22 protein-coding genes are annotated in these 25,955 nt (G+C 69.4%); 19 read left to right on the top strand and 3 right to left on the bottom strand.

Annotated elements, in window-relative coordinates; genetic code table 11:
• Window positions 1-39 precede the first annotated feature (39 nt).
• Together AB0H36_RS09170 and AB0H36_RS09165 are read left to right on the top strand one after the other, a co-directional pair.
• Complete coding sequence (locus tag AB0H36_RS09170) at window positions 40-1,308, top strand: aspartate kinase (protein WP_360519098.1); 1,269 nt, start codon at window positions 40-42, stop codon at window positions 1,306-1,308.
• On the top strand, window positions 1,305-2,411 hold the full coding sequence (locus tag AB0H36_RS09165; RefSeq protein WP_360519095.1) for an aspartate-semialdehyde dehydrogenase: 1,107 nt from the start codon (window positions 1,305-1,307) through the stop codon (window positions 2,409-2,411). The genes AB0H36_RS09170 and AB0H36_RS09165 overlap by 4 nt, the downstream gene beginning before the upstream one ends.
• A gap of 63 nt (window positions 2,412-2,474) precedes the next feature.
• On the opposite strand, the gene AB0H36_RS09160 is transcribed toward AB0H36_RS09165, so the two are convergent.
• Window positions 2,475-3,464, bottom strand: a complete 990-nt coding sequence (locus AB0H36_RS09160) for a helix-turn-helix domain-containing protein (protein ID WP_360519092.1) — start codon at window positions 3,462-3,464, stop codon at window positions 2,475-2,477.
• 1,137 nt (window positions 3,465-4,601) lie between these two features.
• Between AB0H36_RS09160 and AB0H36_RS09155 the strand changes: the two genes are divergently transcribed.
• Genes AB0H36_RS09155 through AB0H36_RS09090 form a run of 14 tightly spaced genes read left to right on the top strand, consistent with a single transcriptional unit; the run spans window position 4,602 to window position 20,678 of the window.
• Window positions 4,602-5,468, top strand: a complete 867-nt coding sequence (locus AB0H36_RS09155) for an ABC transporter permease (RefSeq protein ID WP_360519089.1) — start codon at window positions 4,602-4,604, stop codon at window positions 5,466-5,468.
• Entirely contained in the window at window positions 5,455-6,273 is an 819-nt protein-coding gene (locus AB0H36_RS09150) for an ABC transporter ATP-binding protein (protein WP_360519086.1), read from the top strand. Before AB0H36_RS09155 ends, AB0H36_RS09150 begins: the two co-directional genes overlap by 14 nt.
• Window positions 6,274-6,276: 3 nt before the next feature.
• On the top strand, window positions 6,277-7,371 hold the full coding sequence (locus AB0H36_RS09145; RefSeq protein WP_360519083.1) for a glycosyltransferase: 1,095 nt from the start codon (window positions 6,277-6,279) through the stop codon (window positions 7,369-7,371).
• Entirely contained in the window at window positions 7,368-8,690 is a 1,323-nt protein-coding gene (locus AB0H36_RS09140; RefSeq protein WP_360519080.1) for a glycosyltransferase, read from the top strand. The genes AB0H36_RS09145 and AB0H36_RS09140 overlap by 4 nt, the downstream gene beginning before the upstream one ends.
• Entirely contained in the window at window positions 8,687-9,397 is a 711-nt protein-coding gene (locus AB0H36_RS09135; protein WP_360519077.1) for a hypothetical protein, read from the top strand. Before AB0H36_RS09140 ends, AB0H36_RS09135 begins: the two co-directional genes overlap by 4 nt.
• Before the next feature lie 4 nt (window positions 9,398-9,401).
• Entirely contained in the window at window positions 9,402-10,586 is a 1,185-nt protein-coding gene (locus AB0H36_RS09130; protein WP_360519074.1) for a hypothetical protein, read from the top strand.
• Window positions 10,559-11,194: an acyltransferase gene (locus AB0H36_RS09125; RefSeq protein ID WP_360519415.1), complete on the top strand. Its 636-nt coding sequence runs from the start codon at window positions 10,559-10,561 to the stop codon at window positions 11,192-11,194. Before AB0H36_RS09130 ends, AB0H36_RS09125 begins: the two co-directional genes overlap by 28 nt.
• On the top strand, window positions 11,191-12,282 hold the full coding sequence (locus AB0H36_RS09120) for a DegT/DnrJ/EryC1/StrS family aminotransferase (protein WP_360519412.1): 1,092 nt from the start codon (window positions 11,191-11,193) through the stop codon (window positions 12,280-12,282). The genes AB0H36_RS09125 and AB0H36_RS09120 overlap by 4 nt, the downstream gene beginning before the upstream one ends.
• Before the next feature lies 1 nt (window position 12,283).
• The gene (locus tag AB0H36_RS09115) at window positions 12,284-13,291 is read left to right on the top strand and encodes a Gfo/Idh/MocA family oxidoreductase (RefSeq protein WP_360519071.1); all 1,008 of its coding nucleotides are present in this window, start codon (window positions 12,284-12,286) and stop codon (window positions 13,289-13,291) included.
• Window positions 13,288-14,346 (top strand): UDP-N-acetylglucosamine 2-epimerase (non-hydrolyzing), encoded by a 1,059-nt coding sequence (gene wecB / locus AB0H36_RS09110; protein ID WP_360519068.1) that lies wholly within the window; start codon window positions 13,288-13,290, stop codon window positions 14,344-14,346. The genes AB0H36_RS09115 and wecB overlap by 4 nt, the downstream gene beginning before the upstream one ends.
• A 4-nt stretch (window positions 14,347-14,350) precedes the next feature.
• On the top strand, window positions 14,351-15,580 hold the full coding sequence (locus AB0H36_RS09105; RefSeq protein ID WP_360519065.1) for an acyltransferase family protein: 1,230 nt from the start codon (window positions 14,351-14,353) through the stop codon (window positions 15,578-15,580).
• 25 nt (window positions 15,581-15,605) lie between these two features.
• Window positions 15,606-16,907: a nucleotide sugar dehydrogenase gene (locus tag AB0H36_RS09100; RefSeq protein WP_360519062.1), complete on the top strand. Its 1,302-nt coding sequence runs from the start codon at window positions 15,606-15,608 to the stop codon at window positions 16,905-16,907.
• Complete coding sequence (locus AB0H36_RS09095; RefSeq protein WP_360519059.1) at window positions 16,904-19,504, top strand: glycosyltransferase; 2,601 nt, start codon at window positions 16,904-16,906, stop codon at window positions 19,502-19,504. Before AB0H36_RS09100 ends, AB0H36_RS09095 begins: the two co-directional genes overlap by 4 nt.
• A 1-nt stretch (window position 19,505) precedes the next feature.
• The gene (locus tag AB0H36_RS09090) at window positions 19,506-20,678 is read left to right on the top strand and encodes a glycosyltransferase (protein ID WP_360519056.1); all 1,173 of its coding nucleotides are present in this window, start codon (window positions 19,506-19,508) and stop codon (window positions 20,676-20,678) included.
• 76 nt (window positions 20,679-20,754) lie between these two features.
• On the opposite strand, the gene AB0H36_RS09085 is transcribed toward AB0H36_RS09090, so the two are convergent.
• Window positions 20,755-22,461 carry a CocE/NonD family hydrolase gene (locus tag AB0H36_RS09085; protein WP_360519053.1) on the bottom strand — a complete coding sequence of 569 codons (1,707 nt, stop codon included), beginning with the start codon at window positions 22,459-22,461 and terminating at the stop codon, window positions 20,755-20,757.
• A gap of 85 nt (window positions 22,462-22,546) precedes the next feature.
• Between AB0H36_RS09085 and AB0H36_RS09080 the strand changes: the two genes are divergently transcribed.
• Both AB0H36_RS09080 and AB0H36_RS09075 read left to right on the top strand, forming a co-directional pair.
• Entirely contained in the window at window positions 22,547-23,464 is a 918-nt protein-coding gene (locus AB0H36_RS09080; protein ID WP_360519050.1) for a hypothetical protein, read from the top strand.
• 5 nt (window positions 23,465-23,469) lie between these two features.
• Window positions 23,470-24,372, top strand: a complete 903-nt coding sequence (locus tag AB0H36_RS09075) for a hypothetical protein (RefSeq protein WP_360519047.1) — start codon at window positions 23,470-23,472, stop codon at window positions 24,370-24,372.
• Here AB0H36_RS09075 and AB0H36_RS09070 read toward each other — a convergent pair.
• Window positions 24,345-25,139: a helix-turn-helix transcriptional regulator gene (locus AB0H36_RS09070; RefSeq protein WP_360519044.1), complete on the bottom strand. Its 795-nt coding sequence runs from the start codon at window positions 25,137-25,139 to the stop codon at window positions 24,345-24,347. The two genes, AB0H36_RS09075 and AB0H36_RS09070, sit on opposite strands and share 28 nt — an antisense overlap.
• Here AB0H36_RS09070 and AB0H36_RS09065 point away from each other — a divergent pair.
• Window positions 25,138-25,887 carry an SDR family oxidoreductase gene (locus AB0H36_RS09065; protein WP_360519041.1) on the top strand — a complete coding sequence of 250 codons (750 nt, stop codon included), beginning with the start codon at window positions 25,138-25,140 and terminating at the stop codon, window positions 25,885-25,887. The genes AB0H36_RS09070 and AB0H36_RS09065 overlap by 2 nt on opposite strands.
• The last annotated feature ends 68 nt before the right edge of the window (window positions 25,888-25,955 follow it).

Raw genomic sequence — 25,955 nt, 5'->3', positions numbered from 1 at the left:
CGCACGGCGTACCGCAACCAGTGGTTTGAGGAGACACCTGTGGGACGCGTCGTGCACAAGTACGGCGGTTCTTCGGTCGCCGATGCCGAGAGCATCAAGCGCGTGGCCCAACGGATCGTCGCGACGAAGAAGGCCGGGAACGACGTCGTGGTGGTCATTTCGGCCATGGGCGACACCACCGACGAACTGATGGACCTGGCCCAGCAGGTCTCCCCGCTGCCGCCGCCGCGCGAGCTCGACATGCTGCTCACCTCGGGTGAGCGGATCTCGGCCGCCCTGCTGGCGATGGCGATCGCGAACCTGGGCTACGAGGGCCGCTCGTTCACCGGGTCGCAGGCCGGCGTGATCACCACCTCGGCGCACGGCAACGCGCGCATCATCGACATCACGCCGGGCCGGATCGAGGAGGCCCTCGGCGAGGGCCACATCGCGATCGTGGCCGGGTTCCAGGGCGTCGCCCAGGACACCAAGGACATCACCACGATGGGCCGCGGCGCCTCCGACACCACCGCGGTCGCGCTGGCCGCCGCGCTGGAGGCGGACTACTGCGAGATCTACACCGACGTGGACGGCATCTTCACCGCGGACCCGCGGATCGTGCCGGCCGCGAAGCAGATCCCGAAGATCTCCTACGAGGAGATGCTCGAGATGGCCGCCTGCGGCGCGAAGGTGCTGCACCTGCGCTGCGTGGAGTACGCGCGGCGCTACAACGTCCCTGTCCATGTGCGCTCCTCCTTCTCGCAGAAGGAAGGCACCTGGGTCGTCGATGCGAAGGAACTGAATCAGATGGAACAGGCGATCATCTCCGGCGTGGCCCACGACCGCGGCGAGGCCAAGATCACGGTCGTCGGGGTGCCCGACAAGCCCGGTGAGGCCGCCCGGATCTTCGAGACGGTCGCCGGCGCCGAGACCAACATCGACATGATCGTGCAGAACGTGTCGGCGGTGGCCACCAACCGCACCGACATCTCGTTCACGCTGCCGCGCGCCGACGGCGCCCGGGCGATGTCCGCGCTGGCCCGGATGAAGGACGAGGTCGGCTACGAGCAGCTGCTGTACGACGACCAGATCGGTAAGGTCTCGGTGGTCGGTGTCGGAATGCGCTCGCACCCGGGCGTGTCCGCGAAATTCTTCTCCGCCCTCGCCGACGCCGGCGTGAACATCGAGATGATCTCCACCTCGGAGATCCGGATCTCGGTGGTCGTGGACGAGAACCTGGTGGACGCCGCCGTGACCGCGGCGCACACTGCATTCGACCTGGACGACGAGCACACCCAAGCTGTCGTGTACGGAGGAACTGGACGGTGACCCCTGTGAGCGCTTTGGACAACCAGACCGAGGACCGGACGGGCCTGCCCGCGCTGGCGGTGGTCGGCGCCACCGGCGCCGTCGGCACGGTGATGCTGGCCCTGCTCTCCACCCGCGAGAACGTGTGGGGAGAGATCCGGCTGATCGCGTCCGAGCGCTCCGCAGGCAAGAAACTCAAGGTCCGCGGCGAGGAGGTCGAGGTCGTCGCGATCAGCGAGGCGGCCTTCGACGGCATCGACGTGGCGATGTTCGACGTACCGGACGAGGTGTCCGCGCACTGGGCCCCGATCGCGGCCGCCAAGGGCGCCGTCGTGGTGGACAACTCCGGCGCGTTCCGGATGGACGACGACGTGCCGCTGGTGGTGCCCGAGGTGAACGCCGAGGCGGCCCGGAACCGGCCGAAGGGCATCATCTCGAACCCGAACTGCACGACGCTGTCGATGATCGTGGCGATGGGCGCGCTGCACCACCGCTACGAGCTCGAGCAGCTGGTCGTGGCGTCGTACCAGGCCGCCTCCGGCGCCGGGCAGGACGGTATCGACGCGCTCTACGACCAGCTGATGAAGGTGGCCGGCAATCGCGACCTGGGCACCACGCCGGGCGACGTACGGCGAGTGATCGGCAACGCGCTCGGCCCGTTCCCGGCTCCGCTGGCGCTGAACGTCGTGCCGTGGGCCGGCTCGCTGAAGGACGAGGGCTGGTCGTCGGAGGAGCTGAAGGTCCGCAACGAGTCGCGCAAGATCCTCGGCCTGCCCGACCTGAAGGTGTCCGCGACCTGCGTCCGGGTGCCGGTGATCACCACCCACTCGCTGTCGGTGCACGCCCGGTTCGCGCACGAGGTGAACGCCGACGAGGCCCGTGAGGTACTGCGGGACGCGCCGGGCGTGCTGCTGTTCGACAACCCGGCCGAGGGTGAGTTCCCGACGCCGGCCGACGTGGTCGGCACCGACCCGACCTGGGTCGGCCGGATCCGCAAGTCCCTGGACGACCCGAACGCCCTCGAGCTGTTCGTCTGCGGCGACAACCTGCGCAAGGGCGCGGCCCTGAACACCGCGCAGATCGCCGAGGTCGTCGCGAAGGAGTTCACCGCCGCAGCGTCCTGAAATCGTCGGAACAAAGGGTTCCCGGCGTTTGCCGGGGACCCTTTGTTGTGTTGAGCAACGGGTTTACAGCCAGTTCTCCCGGGCCGCGTGCAGGGCGAGCTGGAAGCGGGTGCTGGCGCCGGTGCGGTTCATCAGCCGCTCGAGGTAGCGGAAGAAGGTACGGCGGCTGATGCCGAGCGTGCGCGCGATCGTGTCGTCCGCGGCGCCGGTCGCGAGCAACGCCAGCAGGCGGCGCTCGATCGGCTCCAGCCGGTCGTCCTCCGCGCCGACCGAGGCGTGCAGCGGCAGCGCGTTGCGCCAGCACAGCTCGAACATGCCGATCAGCGCGGTCAGCAGGCTGCTCGGCCGGATGATCAGCAGCGACCGGTTCACGTCGGTGTCGCGCACCGACATCGACACGAACGCGATCGAGCCGTCGATGATGGTCAGCTTGGCCGGCACGTCGGGCAGCACCCGGGCCTGCTCACCGGCCTCCACGCACGGCAGGATGTTCTCGGTCAGGTAGCCGGGCACCTCGACCGACTCCGGGGAGTACACGACCCGGTAGGAGACGCCGCGCTTGAGGTGGTCGATCTCCTCCTGGTTCGGGCCGCCGATGTAGTACGGCGGGGAGTCGATGGCCAGGATCTCGCGCTGGGCGCCGCCCTTGATCTGCCGGATCCGCTCGACGATCGCGTTCCCGGTGACGACCTCGATCAGGTGCGTGGTGGACTCGTTGTGCACGGTCCGGCGGAACTCGTCGTACGCATTCAGGACCTCGATCCGGGCCTGCTTGAGCTCGGACTCGCGGCGCAGCGTCATCGCCTCGAGACCGGCGTCCGGAGGCACCGGGAGGTAGCGGGAGTGGTCCGAGCCGGACCGCCGGGCGAGTCCGGCCTGGACCAGCCCGCCGAGGGTCGCGTCGATGGTGGCCTGGCGGCCGGGCACCGCGTCGTCCAGTTCGGTGATCGACGACGGGCCGGTCCGCAGCAGGTGCTGGTAGACCTTGATCTCGTCGTCGCTGAGCCCGAGGACGCGCAGGTGGTCGGCACGCTCCGTGTCGGTTGTGCTCACAACCCTCGCCTCCCTTCCGAGTGCTGTCACTGTCCGCTACCGCCGTTCCAGGGTAGGGCGATAGCGGTTACCGTACAGTCAGCGAGGTACGCACTGTCCGTGGCGACGTCTACGCACCCAGCGATGTTTGTTGTCCTGTCAGCATTCTTGTGCCGTGTCACCATCTGGCCACCACTTCTTCGCAGTCGTGAGCGAGAATTGAGGTCCAGCAGCCCGGCGACGGACCACCTGAGCGCCGCCGGGCTGCTGTTCCAATTCTGGCCCGAGTTCGCTGTCACGTCAGCGGAGCCCGTTTCGGTTGGGTCTCGATCCCGGCGCATCGGTGCCCTCGCACTTCCGTGCCATCACCGGCTGTGCTGGAGGGTGTACAAACTGTGCATCTCCATCGTGAGGCCGATGAGGAGGAGAGTCCGATGCGACCGGTTCTGCATCCCGCCGCCGCTCGCTTCGGCGCTGCCGCCCCCGGTGCGAACCCGCACCTGCCTTCCTCGGTCGGTCTCGGTGCGATGACCGCCGCCCTGGTCATCGTGCCCGTCGATCCGGCGTGTGCCCGGCCCGCTTCCGCCCATGGCGGGCAGGCCCCCGGATCCAGGGTGGACCCCAGGGAGGTGCTGAGCGGAACTCCGTGGATGGTGAGGCTGTCCATGGGGAGCGGGGACCTGACGTGCCCCGCCCGGCTCGCCCCGGCCAGGAAGCACCCCCTGGGGCCCCACCGGTAACAGCAGCCCGCACAGCTCACCGGCTTCACAATCGCGGTGGGACACGTCACTCCGGGGCCTGCGAACTTCCGGCGTACGGCGGACGTCGTACCTCTGAACACCGTCCCGGCCGCAGCCGCGATTTGACCGCGATTTTTCGTGCTGTGGAAGGCGTTTTGGCCGTCCGAGGGCGTCAAATGTATATTCCAGATAACGATCGGCGATGGGCGACCGCGACGGAGCCGTCAGTCGGTGCTTCGGTGCAGGGCTCGACGTTTGGTAGCCGTCTGTACGTCGTTGCTCACTATGGAGGACCACTGTGTCGTCGGTATTGACGCCGATCCGCTACTCTGCTTCCCGGTCTGCGTGGCCCGCCGTCGTACCGGGCGGCAGCCGCCGAGCCCCAGTCGGATACCGGGCAGAGAGAGGCGTCGCCTGAATGAACGCGACAAGCGTCGACGAGGAGTTCAACCCGTCGGTGCACGTGTACGAACCGCACAAGGTCGGCCTGCCGAAGCTGCGTCCCTACTTCAAGGCGCTGTGGCAGCGCCGGGAGTTCGCGGCGGAGATGTCCCGGACGAACATCCGGGCGGCCAACACCAACACCTTCTTCGGTCAGGTGTGGCTGGTCCTGAACCCGCTGCTGCTGGCGGCGGTGTACTACCTGCTGGTCGACATCATCGCCGGCGGTAGCTCGAAGGTCGACGCCTCGGAGCGGTTCGCCCACATGTGCGGCGGGCTGTTCGCCTTCTACTACTTCTCCGGTGCGATGACCGCCGGTGCGGCCAGCGTGGTCGGCGGCGGCAAGCTGCTGATGAACCAGTCGTTCCCGCGGATGCTGCTGCCGCTGTCGGCGGTCCGGACGGCGTTCTTCCGGTTCCTGCCGACGCTGGGCGTGTATCTGGTGATCCACCTGCTGATGCGCCAGCCGCTGGGCTGGCAGATGCTGCTGGCTCCGGTCTTCCTGGCCTTCCTGACGATCTTCGCGGCCGGGATGGGCATGATCTTCGCCGCCCTGCAGGTGTACTTCCGCGACACCACGAGTTTCCTGCCGTACTTCGTCCGGATCTGGCTGTACCTGTCCCCGGTCCTCTGGTTCGCCGAGCAGGCGCCGGAGAAGTTCAAGGGCTTCATCCAGTACAACCCGCTCTACTCGCTGATCGGCGGGTGGACCGACCTGCTGGTCCGCAGCGACATCCCGAACTGGGAGATGTGGGCCGGCGCCGGTTTCTGGGCGATCGCGGCGTTCGTGATCGGCTCGTTGTTCTTCATGTCGAGGGAGCGTGAGTTCGTTGTCCGTCTCTGAGACCGAGAAGAAGCCGATGCAGAAGACCCCGTCGGGCATGCCGGCCGTGAAGGTCCAGGACGTGTCCATCACCTACCGGACCACGTTCGAGCGAGTGCCGACCTTCAAGAGCGCGCTGGTCCGGTTCGGCCGCGGCGAGCGGGCGGTCCGCGAGGTCAAGGCCGTTCAGAACGTGTCCTTCGACGTCGACCACGGCACCACCATCGGCATCATCGGCGCGAACGGCGCCGGCAAGTCGACGCTGATGCGTGCGGTGGCCGGCATCCTGCCGCCGACCACCGGCCGGATCGAGGTGCACGGCCGGGTCTCCACCCTGCTGTCGCTCGGTGTCGGCTTCAACGCGGCGCTGTCCGGCCGGGAGAACGTCGTGCTGGGCGGCCTGGCGGCCGGCCTGAGCCGCAAGGAGATCCAGGCCCGGTACGAGGAGATCGCCGAGTTCGCCGAGCTCGGTGACTTCATGGAGATGCCGATGCGGACGTACTCGTCCGGCATGTTCAGCCGGCTGGCGTTCTCCGTCGCGGTGCACATGGACCCGGACATCCTGCTGATCGACGAGGCGCTGTCCGCCGGTGACGCCAAGTTCAAGACCAAGGCCGCGGCCAAGATGCAGGACCTGGTCACCAACAGCCGGACCATGTTCCTGGTCAGCCACGCGATGAGCAGCGTCCGCGAGCTCTGCAACGACTGCATCTGGCTGCACAAGGGCAAGCTGATGATGCGGGGGCAACCGGACGAGGTGATCGCGGCGTACACCAAGTTCCTGCAGGTCGGCGAAGCGGAATCCGTCTCGCTCGAGGACCTCTGACCGATGGCACGCAGCACGGCGCCGGACGTGGGGATCATCACGACCGGTCACGACGTGGCGGACGCGCGCCTGCACAAGATCACCGCGGCGCTGCAGCGCCGGCAGCTCAGCGTCGAGCTCTGGGGCCTGGGTGAAGCCGAGGCCGGACCGGCCGGCGCGGTCGTGCACGCCGGTCCGCGCGGCAACCTGGTCCAGCGGCTGGCCCGGACGGCGGTGCTGCCGTGGCGGACCAGCGCGAAGGTGGTGATGACGGTCGACCCGGACATGATCCCGGTCACCCGGCTCGTCACCGCCGTGCGCCGCCGCAAGATGGTCGCCGACGTGCACGAGGACTACGGTCGGCTGCTCGCCGACCGCGCCTGGGCGAAGGGCCCGGCCGGGTTGCCGGCCCGGCTGATCGTCCGGGCCAGCTCCAAGCTGGCCGCCCGGGCCGACCTGACCGTGGTCGCCGACTCGCACCTCGCGCCGCACGAGGCCAAGCGGCGGATCGTCGTCCAGAACTTCCCCTACGTGCCGTTCCTGGCCCCGACGCCGCCGTCCGGCGCGCCACGGGCCGTGTACGTCGGGGACCTGCGGGCCAGCCGTGGCCTGTTCGACATGGTCGAGACCGTCGCCGCGGCGGCGGACTGGTCACTCGACCTGATCGGCCCGGTCGCACCCTCGGACCGGGACCAGCTCGAAGCCCGGATCGGCCAGTCCGACCTGGCCGGCCGGGTCCGGTTGCACGGACGCCAGCCGCCGGCCGACTCCTGGCGGCTCACGCAGGGCGCCTGGGCCGGCCTGGCCATGCTGCAGCCGACTCCGGCCTTCGTGGAGGCGATGCCGTCCAAGATCTACGAGTACCTCGCCAGCGGTCTTCCCGTGCTGTCCACCCGGCTGCCCCGGCAGTCCAAGGTGATCGAGGAGTCCGGTGGCGGAGTCCTGGTGGACTCGGTGACGGAGGCGGCCGAGACGCTGCGTCGCTGGTCCGCGGATCCGGGTGAGCTGGAGAAACTGCGCGACCACGCGCTTCAGTGGGCGGCGGACCATCTGCCCACGACCACGCCGTACGACGAACTGGCCGACGCGATTCTCGACTTGGTAAGAGGAAGTACATGACCGACCGCCCACACCTGCTGTACGTCGCCTGGGGCTTCCCGCCCTGCCGGGGCGGCGGTGTCTACCGGGCCCTGGCCACGGCCAACCGGTTCGCCGCGCTCGGCTGGAAGGTGACCGTGCTGACGGCCGAACGGGAGACCTTCCACCGGTTCACCGGCGCCGACCTGACCCTCGAGGAGCGGGTCGACCCGTCCGTCGAGGTCGTCCGGGTCCCGTTCGAGTGGCCGATCCTGGAAGCCGACCTGCGCAAGTGGTCCAAGCGCCGGGCCGCGAACCCGAAGCTGTGGAGCAAGTGGCGCACCAAACAGGACCAGATCCCGTTCCCGGAGACCGGGTACGGGCCGTGGCGCTCGATCATCGAGAAGGCCGCGGAGCGGATCCACGCCGCCCACAAGGTCGACCTGACCGTCGCCACCGCGAACCCGCACGTCGCGTTCACCGCCGCGTACCGGCTGCACCAGAAGCACGGCGTGCCGTACGTGATGGACTACCGCGACGCCTGGCTGCTGGACGTCTTCACCGGTGACCGGCTGCACGAGCCGAACAGCCGCGCGGCCAAGTGGGAGAAGAAGCTGGTCGAGTCCGCCCGCGAGGTCTGGTTCGTGAACGACCCGATCAAGGACTGGCACGAGCAGCTCTACCCGGCGCACGCCGCCAGGATGCACACCGTCGCCAACGGCTTCGACCCGGACCTGGTGCCGGACACCAACGACCGCGGGCCGGTCACCGACCGCCCGCTGGTGTTCGGGTACGTCGGCACGGTGTCGCCGAAGGTGCCGCTGGCCGAGTTCGTCGAGGGCTGGCAGATCGCCCGCTCGTCGTCGGAGGAGCTGGCCGGCGCGAAGGCGAAGATCCACGGCTACCTCGGGTACTACGCCCAGCCGCGGGCCGACATGCTGGCGACCATCAACAACGCCAAGGACGACGGGGTCAGCTACGAGGGCCCGGTCGGCAAGGCCGAGATCGCCAAGGCGTACGACGAGTTCGACGTCCAGCTGCTGATGCTCGGCAAGGGCCGGTACGTGACCAGCGGCAAGGTGTTCGAGTACCTCGCGACCGGGCTGCCGGTCGTGTCCGTGCACGACCCGGAGAACGCGGCGTCCGACGTGCTGCGCGGGCACCCGTTGTGGTTCCCGGTGGCCGAGGTGACGCCGGAGGCGATCGCGGCCGCGCTGACCGAGGCCGCGCACGCGGCCCGGACGGCCGACGAGGGAATCCGGGCCAAGGCGCGCGAGTTCGGCGCGTCCTACCGGCGGGACCTGCAGCTGGACCCGCGGATCGAGTCGCTGGCCGCCGCCGTGAAGGGAGTCCGGGCGTGAAGAACGTCGTACTGCTGAGCACCCGCCGGCTGCCTCCGGCGTACTTCGACACCGTCAAGGAGGACCTCGGCGACCCGAACGTCGTCCTCGACGTGGTCGGCTGGGTCGCACCGGGTGGCTGGGTGGCCGACAAGGTCAACTCCTTCACCCTCATCGGCCCCGGCCGCATGCCCGCCGCTCCCGCGCCCGAGCCCGAGCCGGTCGCCGATCCGACGGAAGAAGCCCCCGACGCGGTCATCGCCCCCGAGGCGGTCGCCGAACCGGAAGCTGTCACCGCGGACGAAGCTCAGGTTGCTCCTGCAGCCGCCGCAGTCACCGACGCCGGTCCCGCACCTGCGCCCACTCCGAAGCCCAGGCCCACTGGAATGAAGCGGGTCGTCAAGGCTGTGCAGTGGCGGGCGCGGAAGGGGAAGAAGGTCGCCGGGCGGATGTTGCCTAAGGCAATCAAGACGTCGGCGCCGGTGAAGTTCCTGCGAGGGCAGCGGGCCAGCAGCGATCTGGGGAAGACCTACTGGGCCCGGGTGCTGAGTCGCCGGGACGTGATGACGACGATCGAGAAGGCCGACGTCGTGGTCGCCCTGGACGCCGGTGCGATCTGGGCCGGCTGGAACCTCGGCCAGCGGAAGGCGAGCACCCCAGTGGTGCTCGGCATCCCGGCCGCCCGCCGCGAGCTGGACATGCTGAAGGCACCGGCAGGTAATGGGTGATTCGATGACGGCGTCGCGTTCGATCCGAGAGCACCTGCCGGCGCCACTCGCCCGGACCGCGGGAGCGGTCCGGCGGCGCCTGCGCGGCTTGCGGTACTCGTACGCGCAGCTGCCGGCGTTCCCGCCGGTGGCGACGACCCCAGTGCGGATGCTGGTCGGACCGACCAACTCCGCCGGGCAGGGCTACGCCTGGGCACAGGCTGCCAAGACCCTGCCCGAGGTCGGCGCCGTCTCGTTCGCCCTGCACCGCAAGGGCCAGTTCCAGTTCGCCACCGACTACGGCGTCGCGCTCGCGTGGTTCGGCCAGCCCCGCTGGCAGCGCGCCCAGGAGCAGTACGTCGGCTCGCACACCCACGTCCTGGTGGAGTCGCTGCGCCCGATCTTCGGCGCCCGCGGCTTCCCGGACGCCTCCGCCGACATCGCCGCGCTGCTGGCAGCCGGCGTGAACGTCGGTCTGCTGTTCCACGGCTCCGACATCCGGCTGCCCAGCCGGCACGCGAAGCGCGAGCGCTGGTCGCCGTTCGCCCCCGGTGACGACCTGACCGAGCGCCTGGAGACGCAGGCCCGCCGGCACGCCGAGCTCGTCGAGAGCCTGGGCCTGCCGGTCTTCGTGTCCACGGTCGACCTGCTGGACGACGTACCCGACGCGCAGTGGTTGCCGGTCGCGATCGACCCGGCGCCGTGGGCGCAGGCGGCGCGGCCGTTGTTCAGCGGCGAGCGTCCGGTCGTCGTCCACGTTCCGTCGAACGCGCAGCTCAAGGGCACCGACCGGATCGACGCCGTGCTGACCGAGCTGCACGACAGCGGGGTGCTGGAGTACCGGCGGATCACCGGTGTGCCGCACAGCGGGATGCCGGGGGTCATCGGCGACGCTGACATCGTTGTAGACCAGCTCAGAATTGGCCTGTACGGCGTGGCGGCTGCCGAAGCGCTCGCCGCCGGGCGGATCGTCGTCTCGTACGTCGGTGAAAGTGTGCGCCAACGGGTGCGTACTCTGACTGGGCGAGAGGTGCCGATCGTGGAGGCGGATCCCGACACTCTGGGTGATGTTCTCACCGGCCTGATCGCCGATCGTGACGCCGCCGCCGAGCGGGCGGCCGCCGGACCCGCCTTCGTGGCGGAGCTGCACGACGGACGCCGCTCGGCCGAAGCACTCACCAGCTGGCTCAGTACGAAGGAGATCCTGTGACGTCCCGCATCGCGCCGTCCGCCGACGTCGACGACCGCGCCCAGATCGGCGACGGTTCGTCGGTCTGGCACCTGGCCCAGATCCGCGAGAACGCGGTGCTGGGGAAGAACTGCATCGTCGGCCGCGGCGCCTACGTCGGGACCGGGGTCCGGATGGGCGACAACTGCAAGATCCAGAACTACGCCCTGGTCTACGAGCCGGCCGTGCTCGAGGACGGCGTGTTCATCGGCCCGGCCGTGGTGCTCACCAACGACTACTTCCCGCGCGCGGTCAACCCGGACGGGTCGCCGAAGAGCGGCCACGACTGGGAGCCGGTCGGCGTGACGATGAAGGAAGGCTGCTCGATCGGGGCGCGCAGCGTCTGCGTGGCGCCGGTCACCATCGGCCGCTGGGCCACCGTCGCCGCGGGTGCGGTGGTGACCAAGGACGTGCCAGACTTCGCGCTGGTCGCCGGCGTACCGGCCCGCCGCATCAAGTGGGTCGGCAAGGCCGGCGTTCCGCTGCTCGCCGTCGGTGACGGCGAGTGGAAGTGCCCGAACACGGGCGAGATGTACATCGAAACCGACGGGCGGCTGCGGCCGGCCGGTGAAGACATGGAGGAGAACTGATGGTGCAGCCGATTCCGGCCGCGAAGCCGATCATCGGGAAGGAGGAGCGCGAAGCCGTCGACCGGGTCATGCAGTCCGGGATGCTGGCCCAGGGCCCCGAGGTGGCGGCGTTCGAGCAGGAGTTCGGCGCAGCGCTGGTCTCCGGCCGTGCGTGCGTCGCGACGAACTCCGGCACGTCGGGTCTCCACCTCGGTCTGCTGGCCGCGGGTGTCGGCCCCGGTGACGAGGTCATCGTCCCGTCCTTCACCTTCGCCGCGACTGCGAACAGCGTCGCGCTGACCGGCGCCACCCCGGTGTTCGCCGACGTCGAGCCGACGTACTTCTGCCTGGACCCGGCCGCGGTCGAGGCCGCGATCACCGAGAAGACCAAGGCCGTCATGCCGGTGCACCTGTTCGGCCACCCGGCGAACATGACCGCGCTGCAGGCGATCGCTGACAAGCACGGCATCCAGATCTACGAGGACGCCGCGCAGGCGCACGGCGCGACCTGGAACGGCGCGCAGGTCGGTACCTTCGGCGAGTTCGCGATGTTCAGCCTGTACCCGACCAAGAACATGACGTCCGGTGAGGGCGGCATGAACTCGGTGGCGAACGCCGACATCGAGCGCCGGATGCGGCTGCTGCGCAACCAGGGCATGCTCAAGCAGTACGAGAACGAGCTGGTCGGCCTGAACAACCGGATGACCGACCTGCACGCCGCGATCGGCCGGGTGCAGCTGACCAAGCTGGCCGGCTGGACCAAGCAGCGGCAGGAGAACGCGGCCTTCCTGGACGCGAACCTGCAGGGTGTCGCCGTCCCGGCGGTGGCCGCCGAGGCGACCCACGTGTACCACCAGTACACGATCCGGGTGACCGAGGACCGCGACGGCTTCGCCGACGCGCTGCGCAACGAGCACGGTGTCGGCTGCGGCGTCTACTACCCGATCCCGAACCACCGGCTGCCCTCGTTCCGGCGTGAGCTGGACCTGCCGGAGACCGAGAAGGCCGCGGCCGAGGTGCTCTCGCTGCCGGTCCACCCCTCGCTGTCCGAGGAAGACCTGAACCGGATCGTGGCCGCGGTGAACACCGTGGCGAAGGCTGGTGCGTGAGATGGCGAACCTGCGAGCGGGCCTGATCGGCCTGGGCATGATGGGGCGTCACCACGCCCGCGTCCTGGCGTCCCTCGAGGGCGTCGACCTGGTCGCCGTCGCGGACCCGGGCGGTGACAAGTTCAACGTCGCCGCCGGCCGTCCGGTGCACGAGAACATCGAGCAGCTGATCGCCGAGGGCATCGACTACTGCATGGTCGCGGTGCCGACCCAGTACCACGCCGAGATCGCCAAGGCGCTGGCCGAGGCCGGCGTGCACGCGATGATCGAGAAGCCGCTGGCCGGCTCCTCGGCCGAGGCGACCGAGATCGCCAAGGCGTTCGAGGCGGCCGGTGTGATCGGCGCGGTCGGTCACATCGAGCGGTACAACCCGGCGCTGCAGGCGCTGCGGGTGCGGCTGGAGGCCGGTGAGCTGGGCGACATCTACCAGATCACGACCCGCCGCCAGGGCCCGTTCCCGGCCCGGATCGCCGACGTCGGCGTGGTGCTCGACCTGGCCACCCACGACATCGACCTGACCGCCTGGGTGACCCAGTCGCCGTTCGTCACGGTGTCCGCGCAGAGCGCGCACAAGTCCGGCCGGCAGTACGAGGACCTGATCGCGGTGACCGGCAAGCTCGCCGACGGCACCGTGACCAGCCACCTGGTCAACTGGCTGTCCCCGATGAAGGAGCGGCTCACCGTCGTCACCGGCGAGAAGGGCGCGTTCATCGCCGACACGCTGCTGGCCGACCTGTCCTTCCACGCCAACGGCACCGTGCAGACCGCCTGGGACGACGTCGCGCACTTCCGCGGTGTCAGCGAGGGCGACATGATCCGGTACGCGATCAGCAAGCCGGAGCCGCTGCGCACCGAGCACGAGGCGTTCCGCGACGCCGTGCTGGGCAAGGAGGCCGACATCGTCACGCTGCAGCAGGGCCTGACCACCGTCCGGGTGGCCGAGGCCGTGATCCAGTCCGCTGGTGAGGACCGCACCATCAAGGTCGCCGGGGAGCCCGCCGAGTCATGAAGGTCCTGAGCGTCGTCGGGGCACGACCGCAGTTCGTCAAGCTGGCGCCGGTGGCGGAGGCATTCGCCGCCACCGAGCACCAGCACGTGATCGTGCACACCGGCCAGCACTACGACAAGAACATGTCCGACGTGTTCTTCGCCGACCTGCGGATCCCGGACCCGGACGTCCACCTGGGTGTCGGGTCCGGCAGCCACGGGGTCCAGACCGGCTCGATGCTGTCCGCGATGGACGCCGTACTGGACGAGCACAAGCCCGACTGGGTGCTCGTGTACGGCGACACCAACTCGACGCTGGCCGGGACGCTGTCGGCGGTGAAGATGCACCTGCCGGTGGCGCACCTGGAGGCCGGGCTGCGGTCGTTCAACCGGCGGATGCCGGAGGAGCACAACCGGGTCCTGACCGACCACGCGGCCGACATCCTGCTGGCTCCGACCCAGGTGGCGATGGACCACCTGGCCAACGAGGGCCTGAAGGACCGCGCCCGCCTGGTCGGCGACGTCATGACCGACGTGTGCTTCCGGGTCCGCGACGCGGTGACGGACGACTCGTTCCAGCTGCCGGAAGGCCTGAAGCGCGGCGAGTACGTCGTGTCGACGATCCACCGGGCCGAGAACACCGACGACCCGGCCCGGCTGGCCGCGATCGTCGACGGTCTCGCCGACGCCGGCTACCCGGTGCTGCTGCTGGCGCACCCGCGGCTGGTCGCGAAGTGCGCGGAGCACGGCATCAAGCTGGAGCGTCCGGACGGTTCGCTGCACGTCCGGGAGCCGCTGGCGTACCCGGACATGGTCGCGGCCGTGCTCGGCTCGTCCGGTGTGGTGACCGACTCCGGCGGCCTGCAGAAGGAGGCTTTCCTGCTCGGCCGGGTCTGCACCACGCTGCGCACCGAGACCGAGTGGGTCGAGACCCTGGAGGACGGCTGGAACGTCCTTACGTCCGACGTGAGCAAGCTGCCCGAGCTGGCCGCCCGGCCGGCGCCGGCAGCCGACCGCCCCATGCCCTACGGAGACGGACACGCCGCCGAGCGTGTCGTCGCCGCACTCACGGAGTAACTACGTGACCAAAGCCGCCGAAGAACAGAGCCAGCCGCCCACCCCGGGCTCTCCGGGGCCGGCGGCTTCGGCCATTACCACCACCGACACGGCCGCGCCGCCTCCGGGTGCTCCGGTCAGTGGCTTCCCGGGTGAGTCCGGGCCGCCGCCGACCGAGCCCCGCAAGCGGCTGCCGCGGGTGGAGTCGCTGACCGGCCTGCGCTGGTGGGCGGCGTTCTTCGTGTTCGCGCACCACATGACCCAGCTGGCCCCGCTGCCGATCCACAGGTTCCTGAAGTACGGGACGTCCGGGGTCACGTTCTTCTTCGTGCTGTCCGGTTTCGTGCTGACCTGGTCGGCCCAGCCGGGGACGAAGATCCGCACCTTCTACCGGCGCCGGTTCGCCCGGATCTTCCCGCTGTACTTCCTCACCCTGATCGCGGCGATCTTCGTCTTCTACCGGTTCGACCCGCCGGCCGGGATGCTGTGGATCAAGCCGGTCTCGATCACCGTGCTGGTGCTGTCGGGCCTGCTGCTGCAGGGCTGGTCGAACAACCCGGTCGTGCTGTACGGCGGCAACCCGGCCGGCTGGACGCTGTCGGTCGAGGCGTTCTTCTACGCGTACTTCCCGTTCGTCTGGCGGGCCACGAAGAAGCTCAAGGTGGCCGGCGGCCTGATCCTGTGCGTCGCGGTGATCGTCGTCGGCGGGGCCTACCGACTGGCGCTGTTCCACTACAAGGACCTCGTGCCGGTGCTGCCGCAGCCGATCCTGCACTCGGTCGCGTTCCTGTTCGGGATCGGCCTGGCGATCGCGCTGCGGACCGGCTGGAAGCCGCGGATCCCGGTCTGGTTCGCCTTCCTCGTCACCTCCGCCGGTCTGTACACGCTGTACTACTCCGGTCTGCACCCGACCCAGGTCCCGTTCGCGACCACCATGAGCCTGTGCCAGAAGGAAGTCCTGACCCTCCTGTACGGCTTCCTGATCCTCGCCGTCGCCTCCCGGGACACCCGCGGTGGCCGGTCCTGGCTGCGCAGCAAGCCGCTGGTCGCGCTCGGCCAGTGGTCGTACGCGTTCTACCTGGTGCACGCCACCATCCTGTACGCGATCAAGGAGTACCACGGTGTGGCCGGGCCGATCGGCTGGTCCAACCTGACCTGGTACGCCGGTGTCCTTGTCCTCTCGATCTTCGCCTCGTGGCTGCTCTACAAGTTCGTCGAGCACCCGCTGGAACGGAAGCTCCGAGGCCCCCGATGAAGAATCACTACCTAGTGGAGTTCCTGTGCGTGTCAGTGTTGTTGCCTTAGGCAAGATCGGGCTGCCGTTGGCGGTCCAGTTCGCGGCCAAGGGCCATCAGGTCGTCGGCGTCGACATCAACCCGAAGACGGTCGAGCAGGTGAACGCCGGGCAGGAGCCGTTCCCGGGTGAGGCGCACCTGGCCGAGTTGCTCGCCGAGACCGTGGCCGACGGCCGCCTGCGGGCGACGACGGACTACGCCGACGCGATCCCCGGCAGCGACGCCGTCGTACTGGTGGTGCCGCTGTTCGTCGACGAGAAGACCGGCGAGCCGGAGTTCGGCTGGATGGAGAGCGCCACCCGGTCGCTGGCAGAGCACCTGAGCCCGGGCACCCTGGTCAGCTACGAGACCACCCTGCCGGTCGGCACCACCCGGAACCGGTGGAAGCCGCTGCTGGAAGAGGTCTCCGGCCTGACCGAGGGCCAGGACTTCCACCTGGTGTTCTCGCCGGAGCGGGTGCTGACCGGCCGCGTCTTCGCCGACCTGCGCAAGTACCCGAAGCTGGTCGGCGGCCTGTCCGAGGAGGGCGCCAAGCGCGCCACCGCGTTCTACGAGGCGGTGCTGGACTTCGACGACCGCCCCGACCTGGAGCGCGGCAACGGTGTCTGGGACCTGGGGTCGGCCGAGGCGGCCGAGCTGGCGAAGCTGGCCGAGACCACCTACCGCGACGTGAACATCGGGCTGGCCAACCAGTTCGCCCGGTTCGCTGGTGAGCACGGCATCGACGTGCACCAGGTGATCGAGGCGTCGAACTCGCAGCCGTACAGCCACATCCACCGGCCCGGTATCGCGGTCGGCGGCCACTGCATCCCGGTCTACCCGCGGCTCTACCTGTGGACCGACCCGGACGCCACCGTGGTCCGGGCCGCCCGCGAGGCGAACCTCGGCATGCCCGACTACACCGTCGGCCTGCTCGAGGGCGCGTACGGCGACCTGGCCGGAGCCAAGGTGGTCGTGCTCGGCGCGGCGTACCGTGGTGGTGTCAAGGAGACCGCGTTCTCCGGGGTCTTCCCGGCCGTGGAGGCGCTGAAGGCCCGTGGTGCGGAGGTGTCCGTGCACGACCCGCTGTACACCGACGAGGAGCTCCGGCAGCTCGGCTTCACGCCGTACGCGCTGGGCGCGCCGGTGGACGCGGCTGTGCTGCAGGCGGACCACCCGGAGTACGCGCAGCTGACCCCGGCCGAGCTGCCGGGCGTGCAGGTGCTCGTGGACGGCCGTGACCGCACCGACCCAGCGCGCTGGGCCGGCGTCCGCCGGATCGTGATCGGAAGGTCGGTCAGCCAGTGACACATGCCGGCCTGCGGGTCGTGATGATGGTCGCAAACGACGTCACCAACGACAGTCGGGTCCGCAAGGAGGCCGCAGCACTGGCCGAGACCGGAGCAGAGGTGACTGTGCTCGGGGTCTCGGCCAGCGGCCTGCCGTCGAGGGAGATGCTCGACGGCGCGCTGATCGTCCGGGTGGCGGTTCCGTTCAGCCTCCGGGAGGAGCGCAAGCGGAGCCGCAAGGCCCGCCGGGACTGGCGGCCGCCCTTGGTGGGGTACAAGAACCGGTCGACGTACGTCGCCCGCAGCCAGCGGATCCAGGCCGAGCTGAAGGAGCTCAAGTCCGACTCCGGGCACGCCATCGCGCGGGCCAAGGCGGGCCAGGGCAATCCGCTGAAGTTCAAGGCCGGCGTGGCCACCCGGCTGCTGCGGCGGTCCAGGTGGCAGGCCGCGAAGAAGGCGACCTGGGTCCGCAAGGGCGTGGGGAACAAGGCCGACGTGCCGTTCAAGTTCGGCTGGCGCGCGTACGACGGCGTGATCCACCGGCTCGGGTGGCCGGCGCCGTGGCGCAAGCTGCACCCCGAGGCGCTGGACCTCGAGATCGCCTTCGGTGACTTGATCGATCGACTCGAGCCGGACGTCGTGCACGCGCACGACATGCACGTGATCGGGGTCGCCACCCGCGCCGCCGGCCGGGCCAAGCTGCGCGGCAAGCACCTGAAGGTCGTCTACGACGCGCACGAGTACGTCGCCGGCCTGTCCCGGTACGGCGCCCGCACCCGCCGGTCGATCGCGGCCTGGGCCAACCACGAGGCCGAGTACATCCGCGACGCCGACCGGGTGATCACGGTCAGCCCGGCGATCGCGCGGACGCTGCAGAAGGACCACGACCTCGATCACGAGCCCGCGGTGATCATGAACACGCCGAACCCGGCGGACGTGTCGGTCGAGGTGTCCGACATCCGCAGCCGGATCGGCCTGCGCCCGGAGGTCCCGCTGCTGGTCTACAGCGGCGGTGTCACCCGGGCCCGCGGGATCGAGACCGCCGTCCAGGCGCTGGTGGACCTGCCGGACGCGCACCTGGCCGTCGTGTGCGTGCCGGGTGTCGCGACCGACGCCGTACGGGCGCTGCAGGCTCAGGCTGCGAGCCTCGAGGTGCAGGACCGGCTGCACTGCCTCGACCCGGTGAAGCCGGACGAGGTGGTCGCCTTCCTGCGGACCGCGGACGTCGGCCTGATCCCGATCCTGCGCTACCCGAGCCACGAGATGGCGCTGCCGAACAAGCTGTTCGAGTACGCCTTCGCCGGGCTGCCGGTGGTGGTCAGCAACATGCCGAGCATGAAGGAGTTCGTCGACCGGATCCGGATCGGCGAGGTCTTCGTCGCGGCCGACGCGCACGACCTGGCGTCGAAGGTGCGCACGGTCCTCGGCGACCTCGACACCTACCGCGAGCGCGTCGCCGACCCGGTGTACCAGCAGGAGGTCTCCTGGTCCGGCCAGGCGGACAAGCTGCGCGGCCTGTACGGCGAGCTCGTCGGGCAGCAGCTCGAGGTCGTCCAGCCGGGCGGCCGGGCGATCAAGAAGGAGCGCCGGCTGCTGCTCGGCCCGGTCAACAGCGCCGGACAGGCGTGGCTGTGGGCGACCGCGCTCGAGCGTGAGGTGCCGAACCTCAAGGCCGAGTCGCTGACCACGGGCAGCGGCGCGTTCGACTTCCGCGTGCACCGGACCGGCACCTACCGCCAGTACCGGTCCGACCTGCGCTGGCAGCTGGAGCTGACGGCGTACGCGTTGCGCGAGGTCACCCACGTGCTGTTCGAGGCCGGCCGGCCGATGTTCGGGCAGCAGCGCGGGCAGATGTGGACGAACGACGTACCGATGCTGGACCAGGCGGGCATCAAGCACGGTCTGGTCTTCCACGGCTCGGAGATCCGCGATCCGGCGCAGCACCGGGCGCAGTACCAGTGGTCGCCGTTCCGGAACGCCGACGACGAGCTGACCACGCGCCTGCAGGCCGCGAACGACCTGATGCGGACGCACCTGGAGGGCTACGAGGGGACGATCTTCGTCACCACGCCGGACCTGCTGGAGTTCGTCGACAACGGCATCTGGCTGCCGCTGACGGTCGACCTCGAGGAGTTCGCCTCGACCGCTCCGGTGCTGGAGCGGGAGGTGCCGGTGGTGCTGCACGCGCCGTCGGCCAGCGCGCTGAAGGGGTCGGTGTACGTCGACCCGGTGCTCACGGACCTGGATGCGCGAGGCCTGATCAAGTACCAGCGGGTGCAGGGCGTCCCGCACTCCGAACTCGCGGAGATGGTGCGCAACGCCGACATCGTGGTCGACCAGCTGCTGCTCGGCTCGTACGGCGTCTTCGCCTGCGAGTCGATGGCGGCCGGGCGGGTCACCGTCGGGCACATCGCGGACCCGGTCCGCGACCTGCTGCCGACCGGCCTGCCGATCGCGGAGGCGACCCCGGACGACCTGTCCGAGGTGATCGAGCGGCTGGTCGCCGAGCGCGACACGGCCCGCAAGATCGCCGACGCCGGTCCGGAGTACGTCCGTGAGCTGCACGACGGGCGCAAGTCCGTGGAGGTGCTGCTGCCCTTCCTCGGCGGAAGGTGACATGCGGGTACTGATGATCGCGCAGTCCCCGATCGCCGGGGACTCGCGGATCCTGCGGGAGGCAACGGCTCTGGTCGCGGCCGGTCACGAGATTCACGTGATCGGCCGCGATGTTCCGGAAGGCTTCGAGGTCGGTCCGGGGGTGACGGTCGAGTCCGTCTCCCGGTCGGCCGGTCTGCGGGGCAGCAACGGCGGCCCGGCGGTCGGGCACGGTCGGAACGGGCCGAAGGTGCTGGTCCAGCGGTTCGGCCGGTGGCTGCTGCTGCCGGAGCACCGGGACCGGACCGAGAAGCAGTGGCGAACCGCGGCGGCACCTCGAGTGGCCGCCGCGGGGCCGTTCGACGTGGTGCACGCGCACGACTTCAACACGTTGGAGCTCGCTGCTTCGTTTGCCGCCGAGTGGTCGGCGGACTTGGTTTACGACACCCATGAGCTGTGGTTCGACCGGGCGTTGCCTGGGCGGCCGACGCCGTTGTGGCGGGCGCGTGGGCGGCGGTACGAGGTTTCGCTGGCGTCGAAGGCGCGGTTCGTGATCACGGTGTCGGACGGGATTGCGCGGCGGTTGCGCGAACGCGGGCTGGCTGACGTTCGCGTCGTACGGAACACGTTCCCGCAGGCCGACGACGTGCCGGCGGCGCCGGATCGGCCGGAAGGATTGCTGTACGCCGGTCGCGTCGGGGCGGGGCGTGATCTGCCGACGGTGGTGGCGGCCGCGCGTCAGTTGGCGCCGTTCCGGACGGTGCTGATGGGGTCGGTTGATCCCAACTACCGCTTGGATCTCGGGCCGGTGGAGACGGTCGCCGAGCGCTCGATCGACGAGGTCGACGACACGCTCCGCTCGTACGGCATCTCGCTGGTCACCCTCACCAACACCTGCGAGAACCACCGTCTGGCGCTCCCGAACAAACTCTTCCACGCCGTCCGTGCCGGCGTCCCCGTGGTCGCTGCCGACCTCCCCGAGCTCCGCGCCGTGGTTACCCAGTACAAACTCGGCACCCTCTACACCCCCGGCGACCCGGCTTCCCTGACCACCGCGGTCCAAGACCTGATCAACAACTACAGCACCTACACCGACGGCGTCCGCTCAGCCGCATCAGACCTCAACTGGTCAAACGACGCAGCCACCCTTGTAACCGCCTACGCCTCCCTCCCCATTTCACGGGATATCCCCTGAAATGGTCCCTTCTCCCCGGGAATACGAGGGGAGAAGGGACACGGCAAGGGGTTATCCCATGAAATGGTTCGGGCGGTTAGCGGGAGGCTTCCACCATTTGGCGCATCAGCTCGGCCGGGTCCTTTTCCGGCTCGGGTTGGGCCAGGCGGGTGGACGGGATGCGGGACTGCGGGGCTTCCGCGGTCTGCAGCGCCGCTGTGTAGCCGGTGAGGGGGAGGGGCAGGGAGGAGCGGGTGGGGTCGAGGGTAATGGTGGCTCCGGTGAAGGGAACGGAAGGGTTGTCGGGTTCGACCGTGAGGACCAGGCCGAGGCGGTGGCCGGGGGCGAACACCACGTCGTCGGCGTTCAGCTCGAAGCTGAGGTCGTACCACTGGTCCGAGCGCAGCGATTCCTTGGTGTACAAGGACTTGTAGTGCCCGACGTCGGCCAGCGTCCGCACCACGACGGACGTGTCCGACACCGCCGTGTTGACCTGCGTGTCGGCGTAGCAGCCGGTGTCGAGGGCGTTCCCGTCACCCCAGCACACCGAGGTGTTCGGCACGTTGGTGACGTTGGTGTAGCGAGTCGCCGTACCGTAGTCCACCAACCGCGCCTTGATGCCTGCGGCAACCTTGTTGACCTCGACCCGGACCGACACCTTCCCGGTCCCGGTGACCCGAACGGCCTTCTCCAGCTCGTCGCTCAGGAACACCGCCCGATCCGGCCGCGCCGTCGTCGGGTCGAGTACGACGGTGTCCACCGACGGATCGTCCGTCCCGGTGAAGCTGACCGGGTCGCTCGACGCCGCGGCGATCGACAGCCCACCGGTCTTGGCGTCCGACGCCTTGCTCAACTTCAACGTGGTCAGGCGAGCGCCGACGGCCGGCCAGCGCGGCTCGTCGTAGAAGGTGCCGTCCTCGCGCTGGACGGTCGCCTGCGGGGTCTGCATGACGCCGTTGTTCAGGCCCTGCAGCCAGTAGTCGAACCACGGGTGCAGCTTGTTCACCCACTCGTCGCGGAAGCTGAACCCGTCGAGGTGCACACCCTGGTGCAGGAAGATCTTCCGCGGCACGTCGTACCGCTGGAGCTGGTCCCACCACTCGCCGAAGTGCCGGGTCTTCACGTTCTCGTCGCCGAGGCCGTGGACGAGGTACACGCTGGCGTGCACGTTGCGCGCGTCCAGGTTGTAGTTCCGCGGATCCCACCACTTGCTGTAGGAACCGGTGCGAGTGTCGGAGTCCTGCTCGATCTCGTTCGTCATCTCGACGCAGCGCGGTGACGCGTCGTTGCTGACGTAGTCGTGCAGGAAGCCCATGTACTCGTCGTAGAAGGGCATCCCGAAGCTGCGGGTGTAGTCGTACCAGCTGGAGATCGCAGCGATCGGGACGATGGTCTCCAGGCCGCGGACGCCGGTGCTGGCGACCGAGTTGGCTATGGTGCCGTTCCAGGAGACGCCGATCATGCCGGCCTTCCCGGTGGACCAGTCGGCCTTGGCGCGGCTGCCGTCGGCGTTGTAGCCGGGGACCCGGTTGTTCAGCCAGTCGATCACGGCCTTGGTGCCGAGCACCTCGAGGTCAGCGCCGACGTCGCTGCAGCCGGTCGACCGGAAGGTCCCCGGCATGTCGACGAACGCGACGGCGTACCCGCGCGGCACGAAGTAGTTGTCCAGCCAGCTGCCGAACACCTGCCGGACGCCGTTGCCGTCGAAGTAGGCCTTGTTGTCACCCGCGTAGTACGGCGAGGCCTGGATGATCACCGGGACGTCGACCCCGGCCGCGGCCGCCTCGCCGGGGCTCCTGTACACAGCACGGGAAAAACTTCGCGCCGCAACTTCTCGGCCACGCCGCGCATCGAGTGAGCGAGACGGGCGAAGCGAGGGAGAACCGAACATGTGGCGACGGATGCTGGGTGCGAGCTGCGGGGCAGTCCTGGCGCTGGGGCTGGCGTCACCGGTCGCGCAGGCGACGGGGATGAGTGCGACCGAGGCCTGTACGGCGGGAGTCGGCGGTGTGACTGCTACCGGCGGACACACTGGCCGGACGGTCACCGCGACGGCGCCGCCGTCCATCAACACCGGCGGCACGACGGCGGGCGCGTTCAGCCCGGGCAAGGTGCGGCTCACGAGTCACTGGGAGAGCTACCCGAAGTCCGGCGCAGGCAGCGTGAACACGGGCTACGTGATCATCGGGGACTCGTTGTACAGCGCCGGGTACGCCACCAACGGGCTCGACGAGCTCGAGGGTCCCGTGCAGTACACGCGGATCGGCGGCGGCTGGTCGAAGTTCAGCCTGATCGAGTGGGCGACGTACGACACCATCGAGGCCGGCGACGTCTCGCGGACCGAGTTCTACGCGCTGCGCACCGACGGCGTGCTGTTCCGCTGGCACGTCACCCAGAACGGCTGGCGCGCCACCGGCTCGTACCCCGGGTTCTCGGCGGTGAAGACGATGGCTGTGATCAGCAAGCGGCCCGGGTACGACACCTTCCTGGCGAACACAAAGGGCGGCGCGCTCTACACGATCCGGATCCCGGTCACCTCGCCGATGAAGCCGGTCGTCAAGCCGGTCCGCACGCGGAGTTGGCAGGGCTTCGAGACGCTGGTCGCGAACCGCTGCGGTCAGTACGGCACGTTGCTGCTGGGCATCGACAAGGACACCAAGGCCGGTTACCTGTACGCCGTCGGGCACGCGAATGGCACGTCGACGGTCATCAACAGCCTCGGCAAGGTCGAGGGCGGCACCTTCGGTGACCCGCTCGACTTCCGGTGGTCCGTGGTCTCCTACTACGACTTCCTGAACGGGGAGTGATCCGGATGGTTCGACGGGCGATCGGGCTCGCCTGCGGCGCCGTACTCGCGGTGGGGCTGGTGCCGTCGGCGGCCGAGGCCGCGACGTCCGCGCCATGTACTGCGTGGGTCGGCTCGGTGACGGGTGCGGGGGCGCATACGTTCAAGGTCGTCACCACGACGACGCCGCCCACGCTCACTCGGTCCAGCACGACGACGGGGGTGTACTCAGCCGGCCAGGTACGGATCGCGAGTCACTTCGAGGACTACCCGAAGTCGGGCGCGGGCAGCGTTCGGTCCGGGTACGTCGTCATCGGGGACGCGTTGTACGGCAGTTCGTACGCGGTCGACGGCAACGACGAGGTCGAGCCGCCGGGCCCGCACCTGCAACGGATCGGCGGTGGCTGGTCGAACTTCAGCCTGGTCGAGTGGTCGGCGTACAACGCCGGTGCGGTCGCGCCGCGGACAGAGCTGTACGGGCTGCGGAAGGACGGCGTGCTGCTGCGCTGGCACCGGCAGGACAACGGGTGGCGCAGAACCGGCTCGTACGCAGGCTTTGGCGCGGTCAAGACGATGACGCTGATCAGCAAGCAGCCGTCGTACGACACCTTCCTGGCGAACACCAAGGGCGGTGCGCTCTACACCGTCCGGATCCCGGTGAGCACGCCGATGAAGCCGGTCGTCACGCCGGTCCGGACCCGCACCTGGCAGGCGTTCGAGACGCTCACGGCGAGCAAGTGCGGCCAGTACGGCACGTTGCTGCTCGGCATCGACAAGGACACCAAGACAGGCTTCCTGTACGCCGTCGGCCACGCGAACGGGACCGCGACAGTCATCAAAGGACTCGGCCAGGTAGCCACCACCTTCCCCGACCCAGTCGCCTTCCGCTGGTCCCCGGTCTCCTACGCCGACGACCTCAACGGGGACTGAGTGGTGAGGAGGGTTTCGAGGGCTGCTTGGGTGGTGGGGTTGGCGGGGGTGTAGGTGAGGACGTAGTGGGGGGTGTCGCCGGGGACTTGGAGGGATTCGAGGGTGAAGGTGAGCTGGCCGGCGGTGGGGTGGTTGAGGGTCTTGGGGCAGTGCGAGCGGGCGGCGACGTCCTGGGATGTCCAGAAGCGGTTGAAGTCGGGGCTGGCGGTGCGGAGTTCGTCGACCAGGGCCGTCAGTTCGAGGTCGGCGGCGTACTCGGCCGAGGTGCGCCGGAGTAGCGCGACGGCGTCCCGCGCGACGGTCTCCCAGTCCGCGTAGAACTCCCGAGCGTGCGGGTCCAGGAAGTAGAGCCGGGCCAGGTTCCGGTTGCGCGGGTCGTCGAAGTCCGCGATCACTGCCGTTGCGCCGCGGTTCCACGCCAGCACGGTGCTCAGCCGGTCGACCACGATCGCAGGAACGTCGCGCATCGCCTGGATCATCGCCTCCAGTTGCGGCCGTACGGCGGTCCGCGCCGGCACCGCTGGTGGAGCGCTGCAGGCCAGCATCCGCAGGTGATCACGCTCGGCCGGACTCAGCCGCAACGCATCCGCGACGGCAGTCAGCACCGCCACGGACGGGTTCTCGGCCCGGCCCTGCTCGAGGCGGATGTAGTAGTCGACGCTGACGCTGGCCAGCAGCGCGATCTCTTCGCGCCGCAGCCCGGCGACGCGGCGGTCGCGGCCGGATGCCAGACCGAGGTGGTCCCGACCGCCGGAAGGTGGGCGCATGACCAACAACTCACGCATCGCACTCGTCACCGGCGCCGCCAGCGGGATCGGCGCCGCCATCGCTACTCGTCTTGCCGCGGACGGTGCGTCCGTCGCGCTGCTTGCCAGGCGTCGCGACCGCTTGGAGAAGGTCGCCGCCCAGATCTCCGAAGCCGGTGGTACGGCGCTCGTCGTGCCGGCTGACGTGACCGAGCCAGGGGCGGTGGCCGAGGCGGCTCAGCTGGTCCAGGAGCGCTTCGGCGACCTCGATCTGCTGGTCAACAACGCCGGGATCATGAAGGTGATCCCGTTCGGCGACGTGCCGGCCGACGACTGGCGCCGTACCGTCGACGTCAACCTGACCGGCGTACTCACCGTCACCCACGCCTTCCTGCCGGCGTTGAAGCGCTCGGCCGCGACGAGGACGACCGACCTGATCAACGTCTCGTCGCTGGCTGCGGACCGTTTCATGCCGGGGATGGCGGCGTACGGGGCCTCCAAGGCCGGTGTGAGCTACCTCTCCCGTGCGTTGCGGACGGAGCTCGCCGGCGACGGGATCCGGGTGACCAACGTCGAGCCGGGCATGATCGACGGCACTGAGCTGGCCGACCAGTTCACGGCCGAGCTTCGGAGCATGGTCGACGAGCTCAGGACCAGTCTGCCGGCCGTGCCACCGTCCGAGGTCGCCGAGCTCGTCGCCTACGTCGTCGGTCGACCGCGTGAGGTCAATCTGCCAGAGTTGATCATTCAGCCGTCGAAGGAGGTCTAGCCGGAGTTCATCCGGGCGACCTACGGTCGGGCGCATGCTCACGACGCGACGGTCCGTTCTGAAGGCCG

This window comes from Kribbella sp. NPDC050820, from assembly GCF_040653975.1.
Lineage (GTDB): Bacteria > Actinomycetota > Actinomycetes > Propionibacteriales > Kribbellaceae > Kribbella.
The sequence above is the reverse complement of the archived record's forward strand: the minus strand, read 5'-3'. Positions and strand labels throughout refer to the sequence as shown.